We start from the raw sequence: 13,201 nt of genomic DNA on the forward strand, positions 1-13,201 counted from the left end.
GCGTGATTTAATCGAGCTTCTCCCCTTCAAGAACCCCAGTGGATTCAAGATACTTTCTCAGCCTTTCATATTCAGGATCCTTCCAAAAAGCGCCGGAATAAATAAGCTTTGCCGCGTCGGCTCTGGCTGTTTCCAATGCCCGGTAATCGTGAACCATATCGGCCACCCTGAATTCAGGAAGCCCGCTTTGCTTTTTCCCGAAAAAGTCACCGGGCCCTCTTAGTTCAAGATCCTTTTCAGAAAGAACAAACCCGTCATTTGTTTCTGTCATGATTTTCATACGCTCTTTGCCCGTCTCAGATTTCGGATCTGCCAGCAGGATGCAGTATGACTGCTCGCTTCCTCTCCCGACCCTGCCTCTTAGCTGGTGGAGCTGGGAGAGCCCGAACCGTTCTGCGTCATAGATGACCATAATCGTTGCGTTCGGCACATTAACCCCGACTTCCACGACTGTTGTGGAAACAAGTATTTGTGTTTTGTTTTCACTGAATTCTCTCATTACTGCTTCTTTTTCGTTTGGATGCAATCTGCCGTGCATCAGTCCTACATTCCACGCAGGGGAAAAAGAATGAACGAGCATCGCGTGGACGTCTATAGCATTCTGAACATCCAGTTTTTCCGATTCTTCAATCAATGGGCAAATCACATAGGCCTGTCTTCCTTTTTTAACTTCTTTATCTACAAAGCCAAGTATTCTGTCGAGCAAATTATGCTTAACCCAATACGTCTCAATCGTTTTTCTGCCCGCGGGAAGCTGATCGATTACAGAAACATCCATTTCCCCAAATGCTGTAATGGCGAGAGTCCTCGGAATCGGAGTTGCGGTCATAAATAAAACATCAGGTGACTCCCCTTTTTCTCTCAGCACCCTCCTCTGGCCGACTCCAAACCGATGCTGTTCATCTGTAATGACGAGACCGAGTCTTTGGAAGTTCACTTCATCCTGTATAAGAGCATGCGTCCCGACCATTATATGAATATCCCCTTTTGACAGCCTCTCAAGAAGCTCTCGTCTCCGCTTCCCCTTCACAGAGCTTGTCAGCAGGGCCACTTTAAGATGGAGAGGCTCAAAAAGTGATGATAAAGAATTCGCATGCTGTTCTGCAAGAATTTCGGTGGGAACCATAAGCGCACTTTGATATCCTGACACAATGGCGGCATACATCGAAATAGCGGCTACAACGGTTTTTCCGGAGCCAACATCCCCTTGCAGCAGACGATTCATCCGGTAAGGGGATTTCATATCGGCTATGATTTCTTCCAGCACCTTGCTTTGGGCATCAGTTAGTGTAAAAGGAAGGGTTTGGATAAAACCATTAAGAGCTTCTTCGGAAAACTCATGGGTGATTCCTTTCGAGAGCTCTCTTTGCACTTTGCGAAGGGCCTGCATTTTCAGCTGAAAAAGCAGAAATTCCTCATAAACAAACCTTCTCCTTGCATGCTTCAGTTCTTCATGGCTTAGAGGAAGATGCACGGTTTTGACAGCTTCCGCCTTTTGCATCAGCTTATATGTATGACGAATTTGTTCAGGCAGGTTTTCAGGTACTTGACTGCCAAATTCCCTCAAGGCATTCACCATATGCTTTCTGAGCTGCTTCATTGTAAGGGAACCCTTAACGGTATAAACAGGCTCTAAATCCTGTTTGGACTCATGAGTAGAAAAGGAAAGATCCTGAAGAGTAATCGTCTGCCGGTTTTTATCCCATTTTCCGCTAACCGTAACGATTTGATTGATTGAAAGCTGTTTTTTGTAATAAGGCCGGTTAAAGCAAATGACACTAATGAGATAACGGCCAACCAGCAGCCTGAACGTTAATCTTGACTTCTTTTTCCCGTAATAAGCAAGAGAAGGCTCGCTGTGAACCTTCCCCTCTACCGTAACTCTCTCATCGTGCTGTACTTCAGCCAGGTCCCGCAGGCGGTAGTCTTCGTACCTGTAAGGAAAATATTCAAGCAGGTCTTCAATGGTCCGGATCCCCATCTCCGTGAGTACAGAGGCAGTCTCATCCCCTACCCCTTTCAACACGGAAACAGGCTGCAAAAGATCAGGTGTCACGGCGATCGAGGGAGATTCCGAAGATTTTGGCTTCAAGCTCCCGCCCTGTAGGTGTTGCCGCAAGTCCGCCCTGTGCTGTTTCCCTTAAGGCAACAGGCATGGTTTGCCCAATTTTGTACATCGCATCAATGACCTCATCGCACGGAATCCTGCTTGTGATACCGGCGAGTGCCATGTCTGCAGCGACCATTGCATTCGCCGCTCCCATTGCATTCCTTTTAACACACGGAACTTCCACAAGTCCTGCTACCGGATCGCAGACAAGACCGAGCATGTTTTTCAAGGTAATGGCCATTGCCTCGGCTGCCTGAGCAGGAGAACCGCCGGCCATTTCTGTAATGGCTGCAGCCGCCATTCCTGCTGCAGAACCGACCTCCGCCTGGCACCCTCCAGCGGCACCGGAAATTGAAGCATTATTGGCTACGACGAACCCAAATGCTCCTGACGTAAAAAGAAATTCAATCATTTCTTCTCTCGTTGGCTTTAGCTTTTCCTTAACAGCAAAAAGAGTACCGGGGACCACACCTGCGGAGCCTGCTGTAGGAGTCGCGCAAATCGTACCCATAGCAGCGTTGACTTCATTCGTGGCCACCGCTTTGCTTACCGCATCGAGAATGGTTTCTCCTGACAGGAAGTTTCCTTTTTCTATATAGGCCTGCATCAGAACCGCATCACCGCCGGTTAACCCGGAATGGGACTTTACCCCTGATAAGCCTTTCTCCACTGCCTGTTCCATTACCTGAAGATTGCGGTCCATCATTGAAATGAGATCTTCCCTGCTTTTTCCAGTTATCTCCATCTCCTGCTGAATCATGACTTCAGAAATTTTGCAATTCCGGCTATAAGCCAATTCAACAAGCTCTGCTACATTACGAAACATGCCAATTCCTCCATTCTCTTAACCCAGAACTTGCTATTCTGCAATTTTTGTCACTTGCAAAATATTTGGGAGCGTTTTCAATTCCTCTATAACCTCTATGTCAATATTCTGGTCCACTTCTATTGTCATAAGGGCTAGCTGGCCCTTTTCTTTACGGGATACATTCATATGTCCAATATTAATGGCATGCTTAGCCAGAACGTTTGCTACCCCTGCAATCGCTCCGTACCGGTCATTATGCATGACCAGAATGGCAGGATGGTTCCCTGAGAGCTGAAGAAGGAAGCCGTTAAGCTCGGTAATTTCAATTTTTCCTCCCCCTATGGAAATACCTACGAGCTCAAGCTGTCCCTGGTCGTCTCCAATAATGACCCGTGCAGTATTCGGATGGTCCATAACCGCATCCTCTTCAGTAATCGTAACCTTCATCCCAGCAGCATCAGCCAGTTGAAGGGAGGTCTTAATCCGCTCATCAAACGTATCAAAATCCAGTATTCCCCCAATAATGGCAACATCCGTGCCATGACCGCGGTATGTTTTGGCAAAGGACCCGTAGAAAGAAACAGCAGCCCATTTCGGCTCTCTTCCAAACAGACTTCTCGCAACTCTTCCAATCCTCGCAGCTCCCGCTGTATGTGAACTGGAAGGGCCGATCATGACAGGACCGATAATATCAAAAACACTTCGATATTTCATGAATGGTACCCCTCTCTAGTTAGCAGACATCATAACTTTCAGTTTGCTTACAGTTTACCAGATTTGCATAAATTGTGTACATGCCTCTTGAAAAAACGAAGGGCTAAACATGTTTGGACCTTCTCATGAGATCTGTCCTAAGGTCCGTTTAACAAAAAAAAGACCGTCATGGAAATAGACGGTCTCTCAGCAAACGGGATCTTTATTCTACAGAAAAAATGAAGGAATAAAGAGGCTGTTTACCGTTATGAACTTCAACTTCAATGTCGCTGAAAGCTGTTTCAATATGCTTGATAAGCTGGTCAACCTCTTGAGCGTTTGTCTCAGAACCGTAAAGAACAGTCAGAATTTCATCGCCGTCCCCAATCATTTCATTAAGAAGATTAATGGCGGCCTGAACCTGTACTTTATCCTTCGTTACAATTTTTCCGTTCATGATTCCCATAAAATCATTTTTAGAAATATCCAATCCGTCGATTTGAGTGTCACGGACTGCATACGTAACTTGTCCTGATTTTACACTGCCCAGTGCCTCGGTCATTCCACTCTCATTATCCTCAAGTGAACCGCTTGGATTAAAGGATAATAGCGCCGTTAGCCCCTGCGGAACCGTTTTAGAAGGAATAACCAGCACGTTCTCTTCTACAACTGATGCAGCCTGCCGTGCCGCCATGACGATATTAGAATTATTGGGAAGAATGATAATGTTCTCCGCATTCACTTTTTCAATGGCTGAGACAATATCTTCTGTGCTCGGATTCATAGTCTGGCCGCCTTCAATGACTTCGGAGGCACCAATGCTTCTAAACAAATCTGCAATCCCGGATCCCATGGAAACGGTAATGATCCCGTATTTCTCCTTTTTCTTTTCAGGCTGGGGTGCAGCTTTTGCCGGCTCGCTGACAAGATTGCTGTGCTGCTCGCGCATGTTTTCAATTTTCATGCTGATTAAGCTTCCATACTTTTGTCCATATGAGAGCACCTCACCCGGGTGTTCTGCATGAATATGTATTTTCGCTACCTCATCATCGGAAATAACAAGAAGAGAATCTCCGAATTCACTTAATTCTTTACGGAACTGATCTTCAGAAAACGATTTTTTCCCTTCTTCAAAGCGGACCATAAATTCTGTGCAATACCCAAATTCGATATCTTCTGTATTAATGTGGGCATGAACATTCTTGTGGTGTTCAGCATTGACCATGTCGTTCATGGAAGGCAGCGCCATTGGAGTGCCCGGTACTTTTTCGCCCTTCAATTCCGCCAGAAACCCCTCATACACCAGAACCAGCCCCTGGCCTCCGCTGTCAACCACTCCTACTTCCTTTAAAACAGGGAGAAGATCGGGAGTCCTCTCAAGCGAAGCTTTTGCTTCCTTAAGAATGGCTTCCATCAGCTTAATAAGATCGTCCTCATTTTTTGCGGCAGATACGGCCTTTTTGGCAGCATCTTTTGCTACAGTGAGAATGGTTCCCTCAACCGGTTTCATCACAGCTTTATAAGCCGTATCCACTCCAGTCTGAAAAGCCTGGGCAAAATCCCTGGCCGATATAGAGCTTTTGCCTTCAATCGACTTGGAAAACCCTCTGAACAGCTGGGAAAGGATGACGCCGGAATTGCCGCGGGCTCCCATTAGCAGCCCTCTGGAAAGAGCCATACCGACTTTGCCAATATGGGCCTGCACATTTTTTTGTACTTCCTTAGCCCCTGATGACATCGATAAGTTCATATTTGTTCCTGTATCGCCATCAGGCACAGGAAAGACGTTTAAGGCGTCCACCATTTTGGCATTATTGGATAGATGGTTCGCACCCTGCATAATCATTTCAGCAAAGTGGTTGCCGTCCAAAGTTTTGATTGACACGATTTTTCCTCCTTACTACGGGTTCGTTACACGAACTCCCTGAACGAAAATATTTACTGAGTCTACAGCTAATCCAACCGTGTGATCAAGCGTATATTTCACTTTGGTCTGTACGTTATGTGCTACCTCTGAAATTTTCGTTCCGTAGCTAACAATGATATACATATCGATGTGAATGCTGTCTTCTGCCTGACGCACGATGACACCTCTGCTGAAATTTTCCTTGCGGAGGATGTCTGTAATTCCATCTTTAATCTGATTTTTGGTAGCCATTCCTACAATTCCGTAGCAATCAATGGCTGCACCGCCGGCTACCGTTGCAATAACTTCATTGGAGATGTCGATTTGTCCGTATTTTGTGGTAAGTTCGATGGACATGCTATTTCCTCCCTTTTTTCGCTCAATGAATATACCTCAAGCCTTAAGATGGCGTGTTCTCAGTCTTGAAGGCCGCACGCATGATAAAGCTATTTTACTATAGGCTTCACCATTTTGAAAGCTTGGCTGAATTCATGCCATGTTTGCAGGCTTCTATTATTATACAGCATAGCTTAATTGCGTATGTCAAGGTATTTTTCTTGAACGCTTCTGTTTTCTTCTCGCTGTAAGCGATTCTATAAATGATACCTTCCCCTAACAAACCGAATTGTAACCTTAATTGAAATAAGGCGCAAAGGAAAAAAACTTGACAAAGAATAGTTGCAATACTAAAGAAGGTTATGGTAAATTATTAAGGTATCTCGTGAATACAGACATTTTTAACCGTTAAAGCAATCATCAGGGAAGTGCGCCTTTCTGCGGAACAGGCAAACCGAAATGAATCGATCGCTTGCTTCAATGAGGTTTTGCAAGGTGAGGAGGGAATCATATGGCACGTAAATGTGTAGTTACAGGCAGAAAAACCCGCTCTGGCAATACACGTTCCCACGCAATGAACGCGAACAAGCGTACATGGGGAGCCAACGTTCAAAAAGTGCGTATCCTGGTTAACGGGAAGCCAAAACGTGTATACGTTTCAGCTCGCGCTCTTAAATCCGGTAAAGTGGAACGCGTATAATTAGATCGCCAAAAAATAAGCCTGCATAAGGCTCGCCAAAGAGGAAATGAACAGGGGGAGCCTGCATTTCCTCTTTTTTGGTGATATTTTTCATTAACCGTCTTTTTTCAAACACTAACTGAAAAAAGATGCCCTTATCAGAGCATCGCGCTGCTTTTCGTTTTCACGGCAGAGAAAACAAGCTGATTCGCCTGTATGTTTATGAGTCCTTCTTAAAAGAACCAAGCATTGCCCGAATAATTCCTCCCAGAAACTTTGGCAGTTTGATCGTATAGAACTTCATAATTTCCCTCCTCAGCCCTTTCAATCATCCTTTAAAATAGCCACGCACGCTCATGGCCTTTTGAATTATTCACCCATCACTTCATATTTGTTTCATCCCGGCTTCTCACCATCATTAATATGCCGCTTTTAAATGAAACAGTACCGGTGTGATGAATCAGTTCATTACTAATACATAGTGTGGAACCAAATGGAATATGCCGATTTTCGAGAGGATATTTAAATCCTTCCAGGGTTAGTCCTTCAGCATCAGAACCGGTGGGGATAAAAGATATGTACGGATAGGTTTTTTCGGTTTGGATCGTATGACTGCCGGCACGCAACAGGCGGATAAAGTTGAAGCGATCGACGAGTTCGATCGGGATAGAAGATTCAAATTCCTTCATCAGCAAATAGATATTGGCGAAAAAATGATCGAGCCTGCCCCCCGTAGCTCCGAAAATTCTGATTCTTTCCGGCTTCTTGCTTATGGCCCAATCAACGGCCAGTTCCGTGTCGGTTTTATCTTTTTCAGAGGGATAAATATTCAGCCTTTCGTGCCGTAATTGCAATTCTTCCCTTTCCAGATCCGAGATCGAGTCGAAGTCCCCTATAGCCTCTGCCATTGGAAGTTTTCGATTAAATAAATAAATGACTCCCCGGTCCACACCGGCCCAGGAAACGTCTTTATGGTTTTCTGCATGCAGATCCGGTATCAGCCGCTCAGGACCTCCAGCCACGATATGTATAAGTTTCAACCCATTCTCTCCTTTTATTAATTTTCTTTATTCGTTCTGCAAAATCGCATTGCTTTACGGAATACAGAAAATCCCGCTGCAGGAACGATATGTCCCGGCTATCTGCACATTGATGCGGAAGGCTGTAATCAGGCAGGAAGCTGCTTCAAAGCAGAGAATGTGAGACGGCCGGGTACATCAACTGCCCGTCCCGCTTTAGATTATAGACTGCAGCGGGGCGCATCGTTCCAATAATGCTTTTTAAAAAAGAACCACCAACAGGTGATTCCCTTCAGCTTTCTCCACGGATGCTTTGTATCGCTTTTTTACGGTCTGCTTTCCCGTATATGGCCGACCCTGCTACTATCACCTGTGCTCCCGCATCGATGCATGCTCCGGCATTTTCACCGTTAACTCCCCCGTCAATCTGAATGAGTACATTCAAACCTTCCTCTTGAATCCTTGAGGAAAGCGCTCTGATTTTGCCGAGCATTTCAGGGATAAAAGCCTGCCCTCCGAATCCGGGATTCACAGTCATAAGCAAAACATAATCCACGTCTTTAAGAACATAGTCCAGTACACTCAAAGGGGTATGCGGATTGAGAACCACTCCAGCCCTTACCCCTTTTGATTTGATGAGCTGAATGGTTCTGTGCAAATGGGTACAAGCTTCAGCATGAACAGAGATCATGTCAGCTCCTGCTGCAGCAAATTCGGAAATGTACAGATCAGGATTATCGATCATCAAATGCACATCTAAAGGCAATGAGGTTACAGGGCGCACGGCCTTAACGATAAGAGGACCGATTGTAATGTTCGGTACAAAGTGGCCATCCATTACATCAATATGGATCCAGTCGGCTCCACCGCGATCAACATCTTCTATCTCTTCTTTTAATTTTGAAAAATCAGCTGATAATATAGAAGGGGCAATGTATACCAACATTAATACCTCGGCTTTCTGTCTTTAATTTCTTCTAAGAAACTTAAATAGTGGGTGTATCGGTATTCCTTAATTTCTCCTTTTTGAACAGCTTCCTTTACGGCACATTTAGGCTCAGATACGTGGGTGCATCCTCTGAACTTGCAATCTCCTGCCCGTTCCCTTATCTCAGGGAAGCAATCACCAAGATCCTGCACTTCAATACCCGTAAAGTCCAAGGAACTGAATCCCGGTGTGTCTGCAATCAGGCCACTGTCGATCGCTATGAGCTCTACATGCCTCGTCGTATGCTTCCCGCGCCCCAGGTGGCTTGAGATATCATCAGTTTTTAATGCCAGATCGGGCTTAATGGCATTGAGCAGCGAGGATTTACCGACTCCTGACTGACCTGCAAACACAGAGATTTTATCTTCGAACAAGGGCCCAAGTGAAGAAATCCCTTCCATATTTTCTGCAGATGTTTGAAATACGCGGTACCCTGCCTCTTGGTAATCGCTGGCAAAAGAAAGGATGTTCTCTTTAAGCTCAGCGCTTTCAATCAAGTCCGTTTTACTGATGCAGATAACCGGTTCTATGCCATTGGCCTCTACAAGGACAAGGAAGCGGTCAAGCAGCAGGGTGCTGAAGGCAGGTTCAATAGCTGAAAAAACAAGGATAGCCTGGTCCACATTTGATATGGGCGGTCTGACCAGCTCATTTTTTCGGGGCAGGACTTCGATAATCGTTCCTTCCTTATCGTTTTCCGCCTGATACACCACTTCATCCCCGACGAGGGGGGTGATTTTGTTTTTTCTAAACAGTCCCCGCCCCCTGCATTGGACGAACCTCTCACCATCTAACACATAATAAAACCCCGCTAATGCTTTTACAATCTTTCCTTCCGGCATACATTCCCTCCTTTATTCTGGATAGGGGATCGTTTCGTTTTTGACGATCCTGCTGTTAATGGTCACTTGATAATATGCGTTTTGGCCCGGTGCAATCTTAAACTCTATTGTCCGTTTTTCAGGACCTTTGATCTTAAAGGTCTGGGCCGGTTCTGAGAAGGAACGTTCAGCATCATTAATCAGAATTTGAACCTCTTGCTCTTCATCGGGAGTTGCAGGCTCATAAGGAATATCAATCTCTTTTGAAACCGCAGCTACCTCCTGCTGTTCTTTTCCAAGAGAAAAGACCACTTCAAGGGTTTCACCCGGCTTAATGCTCTCTCCGGGAGCAGGACTCTGGGAGATGACCTGTCCTTCTGGAACCGTATCTGAGTACTCTTCCTTTTCCTTCAGCAGGATATTGCTTTGCTGGGTATAGCTAATGACTGAGTTCCTTGTGTAATCCTTTAAATCCTGCACGGCAACTTCTTCCGGGCCTTTGCTTACCGTTAAGGTTATTTCATCCTCGGAAGGGATAACATCTGTTCCTGCGGATGGACTTTGATCAATGACTACTCCCGCCTCTTCTTCATCATCGTAAACCTCTTCAGTTACAACGTTACTGAACCCTTTCCTCTCAAGAAAATTCCGGGCAGTTTCAACGTCCCGCCCTGTTAAATCCTCCACTTCGGCTGTTTTTTTGCCGGTGCTTTGATAAACCGTTACGAGGGATCCTTCCTTGGCCATCTTCCCGTTCTCAGGATCTGTTTTTACAACATAATTTTCAGGCACCTCGTCGCTTGCCATCGATTTCTCGGTCACCTGGAAGCCTGCTTTACTAAGAGTATTAACCGCTTCTGGGTATTCTTCACCGGTCACATCAGGCACTGAAACATCCTCAGGAAGCAGCAGGGATGGTACGAAAGTTACGGCGCTGACTCCTGCAGCCACCAGTATGAGAAAAAGGGTAATGATAAAAACCGCAAATTTGCTTTTTTTCTTTTTAGGCTTAACCTCTTTTTCCGCCTTTGCCTCCGGTTTTCCTGAAGATGGGGAGTGGTTAATGGTTTCGCCGTTTCCTGAAAGGTACTCATCCTTAATGACCGGGATTGCTTTTGTCGCATCGTCATCCACAGGAACAACATAACGTTTTTCATTCAATCTGGCTGCATCTAAAGCGGTATGTAAATCCTCTTCCATTTCCTCTGCTGAATCATACCGGTGAAACGGATCTTTAGCCATCGCCTTTAAAATGATGTTTGTCATACTTTGAGGAATGGACGGGTTCCAGCGTTCAGGTGACGGCGTTTCTGACTGAAGATGCTTCAACGCAATGGAAACGGCGGACTCACCGTCGTATGGAACCCTTCCTGTCAGCATCTCGTAAAGGACAATGCCGAGTGAATACAGATCGGATTTTTTTGTTGCAAGACCGCCCCGCGCTTGCTCGGGTGATAAGTAATGCACGGACCCTAAAACGGAATTCGTATGGGTGATCGTTGCCGAGCTTAGCGCCATGGCAATTCCAAAATCCGTGACTTTTACCCTTCCATCATGGTCGATCAGTATATTATGGGGCTTAATATCCCTGTGGACGATCAGGTTATCATGTGCATGAGCAATCGCTGACAGAATCTGCTTCATAATATCAAGAGCTTCTGAAGGATGAAGGGGTGCACGGTTTTGTATGTATTGTTTTAAAGTGGTGCCTGCCACGTATTCCATTACAATATAATAGATTCCTTTTTCTTCTCCTACATCGTAGATGCTGACAATGTTCGGATGGTCAAGACTTGTAGTAGATTGCGCCTCGCGCCGGAATCTTCGGATAAAGTCTTCATCGTTGGCAAAGTCAAAACGAAGCACCTTTACGGCCACTTTCCTCTCAAGGATTACGTCCTGGGCAAGGTATACGTTGGCCATTCCCCCTCCGCCAATGACTTCGAGTATGCGATAGCGTCCGCTGATACGCTTACCTATTAGCAAACAGAATCACCTTCCTCATCCCCGGAAGGCATAAGGACCATGGCAACTGAAATATTATCTTCCCCGCCATTAAGGTTCGCAAGCTGAATAAGCTCTTCAGCTGAATTCTGAAGGCCTGTTCCATTTGTCAGGATCCGCTGCATTTCCTCTTCGCTCACCTTATTGGACAGCCCGTCCGAGCATAGCAGCAAAGCATCGCCTTCTTCCGTACAAAAAGATTTGATCTCAACCTGTACGGTAAGCTCTGTCCCCATTGCCCTCATCAGTACGTTTTTGCGCGGATGATGTTCAGCGTCTTCCTTTGTTATTTCTCCTGACCGCACAAGTTCATTTACGAGGGAATGATCCTCCGTAATTTGCTTAAAGCCGCTCACATTCAACAAGTAGCAGCGACTGTCTCCGATATGGCCGACAGTAGCAAACGTACGGGTGCAAATCGCTCCCACGAACGTTGTCCCCATTCCGCTGCATTCAGGATTCTGAAGGGCATGCTCAAATAAAACGCGGTTGACTTCTGCTATTTTCGCTTTAAGCCAATTCTCCGCATCCTCAGGTGTCCGAATGCCCTCAGATTCCTCCCATAGCTTACGGAAAGCGGAAACGGCCATCGAGCTTGCAACATCGCCCGCCAGATGGCCTCCCATTCCGTCTGCAACGACGGCAAAAGCCGCCTGTTCCTTGTTGAAAAAAACACCTGTACAATCCTCATTATGAGAACGGACTTTTCCGACGTCCGATTGAAAAGCAGTCTCCAAAAAGGTCACCTCGTCTCTTCTTTCCGCTCCTTCGCTCTTAGCTGTCCGCATGCTGCGTCAATATCAGAGCCCTGCTCACGGCGTATTGTTACATTAACTCCGCGTTCTTTAAGTGTTTTCTCAAAAGCAAATATTTGATCTTTCGGTGTGCGCACATAATCCCTTTCCGGAACATAGTTAACCGGAATCAGATTCACGTGGCATTTTATGCCTTTAATTAACTCTGCCAGCTCTTCCGCATGTTCCACCTGGTCATTCACCCCGCCAAACAAACCGTACTCAAAGGAGACTCTGCGGCCTGTTTTGTTAACGTAATACCGGATAGAATCCATAAGATCCGGCAGTTTATATGCCTTGTTGATCGGCATCAGACGGGTTCTGATTTCTGTATTTGGAGCATGGAGGGATAAAGCAAAGTTAATTTGCAGCTGCTCATCGGCAAACTTGTAGATTTTAGGTATAATCCCGCTTGTCGAAACTGTAATGTGACGTGCCCCGATATTCAGCCCTTTATCATGGTTGATAATTTTCAGGAAGGACATCATTTCATCGTAATTGTCGAAAGGCTCGCCGATCCCCATGATAACAACAGAGCTGACCCGTTCGCCAAGTTCGTCAAGAGCCTTCTGTACTTTTACGACCTGAGCAACTATTTCTCCTGCTTCCAGATTTCTTTTTAATCCACCAAGAGTGGAAGCGCAAAAGGAGCAGCCGATTCTGCAGCCGACCTGTGTCGTAACACAGATGGAATTACCATACTCATGTTTCATTAAAACTGTTTCAATGGAATAGCCGTCATGCAGCTCAAACAGAAACTTCATGGTTCCATCACCTGAAGTTTGCTGGATCAGCGTTTTTAACGTCGTAAGCGTAAACTCGTTTTCGAGCTTCTCCCGGAGTTCTTTCGACAGGTTTGACATCTGTTCAAATGACGCAGCCCGCTTAATATAAAGCCAGTCAAAAATCTGCTGTGCTCTGAATGCTTTCTCCCCATTCTTTTCCACCCAGTCTTTAATATCTTGAAGCTCAAGTGAGTAGATCGATGGCTTTGCTGCCTCGATAGCTTTCTTTTCTTTTGCTTTTTCTGTTTTATTCAATGT

General features: G+C 45.7%; 13 protein-coding genes. 1 reads left to right on the forward strand and 12 read right to left on the reverse strand.

The annotated features are described in order from the left end of the window. Positions 1 to 7: 7 nt before the first annotated feature. The 5 genes from recG to ACQCV8_RS10075 all read right to left on the reverse strand — a co-directional run bounded on the left by recG (position 8) and on the right by ACQCV8_RS10075 (position 5,874). Positions 8 to 2,056 carry an ATP-dependent DNA helicase RecG gene (gene recG / locus ACQCV8_RS10055; protein WP_426844592.1) on the reverse strand — a complete coding sequence of 683 codons (2,049 nt, stop codon included), beginning with the start codon at positions 2,054 to 2,056 and terminating at the stop codon, positions 8 to 10. Beyond that, positions 2,046 to 2,936, reverse strand: coding sequence for an L-serine ammonia-lyase, iron-sulfur-dependent, subunit alpha (gene sdaAA / locus ACQCV8_RS10060; protein ID WP_426844488.1), 891 nt, complete (start codon positions 2,934 to 2,936; stop codon positions 2,046 to 2,048). Before sdaAA ends, recG begins: the two co-directional genes overlap by 11 nt. Before the next feature lie 33 nt (positions 2,937 to 2,969). After that, positions 2,970 to 3,632, reverse strand: a complete 663-nt coding sequence (gene sdaAB, locus ACQCV8_RS10065) for an L-serine ammonia-lyase, iron-sulfur-dependent subunit beta (protein WP_426844489.1) — start codon at positions 3,630 to 3,632, stop codon at positions 2,970 to 2,972. A 202-nt stretch (positions 3,633 to 3,834) separates the two neighbouring features. Next, the gene (locus tag ACQCV8_RS10070; RefSeq protein WP_426844490.1) at positions 3,835 to 5,496 is read right to left on the reverse strand and encodes a DAK2 domain-containing protein; all 1,662 of its coding nucleotides are present in this window, start codon (positions 5,494 to 5,496) and stop codon (positions 3,835 to 3,837) included. Between the two features lie 15 nt (positions 5,497 to 5,511). Then, complete coding sequence (locus ACQCV8_RS10075; protein ID WP_426844491.1) at positions 5,512 to 5,874, reverse strand: Asp23/Gls24 family envelope stress response protein; 363 nt, start codon at positions 5,872 to 5,874, stop codon at positions 5,512 to 5,514. Between the two features lie 490 nt (positions 5,875 to 6,364). Between ACQCV8_RS10075 and rpmB the strand changes: the two genes are divergently transcribed. Next, complete coding sequence (rpmB, locus tag ACQCV8_RS10080) at positions 6,365 to 6,553, forward strand: 50S ribosomal protein L28 (RefSeq protein WP_426844492.1); 189 nt, start codon at positions 6,365 to 6,367, stop codon at positions 6,551 to 6,553. 199 nt (positions 6,554 to 6,752) lie between these two features. Here rpmB and spoVM read toward each other — a convergent pair whose 3' ends face one another. The 7 genes from spoVM to rlmN form a co-directional block, all read right to left on the reverse strand. Continuing rightward, on the reverse strand, positions 6,753 to 6,836 hold the full coding sequence (spoVM, locus tag ACQCV8_RS10085; RefSeq protein WP_426844593.1) for a stage V sporulation protein SpoVM: 84 nt from the start codon (positions 6,834 to 6,836) through the stop codon (positions 6,753 to 6,755). 76 nt (positions 6,837 to 6,912) lie between these two features. Beyond that, a complete protein-coding gene (locus tag ACQCV8_RS10090; RefSeq protein WP_426844493.1) occupies positions 6,913 to 7,572 on the reverse strand; it encodes a thiamine diphosphokinase in 660 nt (219 codons plus the stop codon). 271 nt (positions 7,573 to 7,843) lie between these two features. Next, positions 7,844 to 8,494: a ribulose-phosphate 3-epimerase gene (rpe, locus tag ACQCV8_RS10095; RefSeq protein ID WP_426844594.1), complete on the reverse strand. Its 651-nt coding sequence runs from the start codon at positions 8,492 to 8,494 to the stop codon at positions 7,844 to 7,846. Between the two features lie 2 nt (positions 8,495 to 8,496). Next, on the reverse strand, positions 8,497 to 9,381 hold the full coding sequence (gene rsgA / locus ACQCV8_RS10100; RefSeq protein ID WP_426844494.1) for a ribosome small subunit-dependent GTPase A: 885 nt from the start codon (positions 9,379 to 9,381) through the stop codon (positions 8,497 to 8,499). 12 nt (positions 9,382 to 9,393) lie between these two features. Continuing rightward, entirely contained in the window at positions 9,394 to 11,346 is a 1,953-nt protein-coding gene (gene pknB, locus ACQCV8_RS10105; protein WP_426844495.1) for a Stk1 family PASTA domain-containing Ser/Thr kinase, read from the reverse strand. Beyond that, positions 11,340 to 12,101, reverse strand: a complete 762-nt coding sequence (locus tag ACQCV8_RS10110; RefSeq protein ID WP_426844496.1) for a Stp1/IreP family PP2C-type Ser/Thr phosphatase — start codon at positions 12,099 to 12,101, stop codon at positions 11,340 to 11,342. Before ACQCV8_RS10110 ends, pknB begins: the two co-directional genes overlap by 7 nt. Positions 12,102 to 12,106: 5 nt before the next feature. After that, positions 12,107 to 13,198: a 23S rRNA (adenine(2503)-C(2))-methyltransferase RlmN gene (gene rlmN, locus ACQCV8_RS10115; protein WP_426844497.1), complete on the reverse strand. Its 1,092-nt coding sequence runs from the start codon at positions 13,196 to 13,198 to the stop codon at positions 12,107 to 12,109. Positions 13,199 to 13,201: the final 3 nt, after the last annotated feature.

Origin of the sequence: Metabacillus sp. 84, assembly GCF_050107715.1 — a bacterium.
Taxonomy (GTDB): Bacteria; Bacillota; Bacilli; order Bacillales; family Bacillaceae; genus Metabacillus_B.

Bases quoted from the DNA above. Each gene is read 5' to 3' on its own strand.
- sdaAA (WP_426844488.1), bottom strand. From the start codon at position 2,936: ATGTTTCGTAATGTAGCAGAGCTTGTTGAATTGGCTTATAGCCGGAAT.
- sdaAB (WP_426844489.1), bottom strand. From the start codon at position 3,632: ATGAAATATCGAAGTGTTTTTGATATTATCGGTCCTGTCATGATCGGC.
- ACQCV8_RS10075 (WP_426844491.1), bottom strand. From the start codon at position 5,874: ATGTCCATCGAACTTACCACAAAATACGGACAAATCGACATCTCCAAT.
- rpmB (WP_426844492.1), top strand. From the start codon at position 6,365: ATGGCACGTAAATGTGTAGTTACAGGCAGAAAAACCCGCTCTGGCAAT.
- spoVM (WP_426844593.1), bottom strand. From the start codon at position 6,836: ATGAAGTTCTATACGATCAAACTGCCAAAGTTTCTGGGAGGAATTATT.
- rsgA (WP_426844494.1), bottom strand. From the start codon at position 9,381: ATGCCGGAAGGAAAGATTGTAAAAGCATTAGCGGGGTTTTATTATGTG.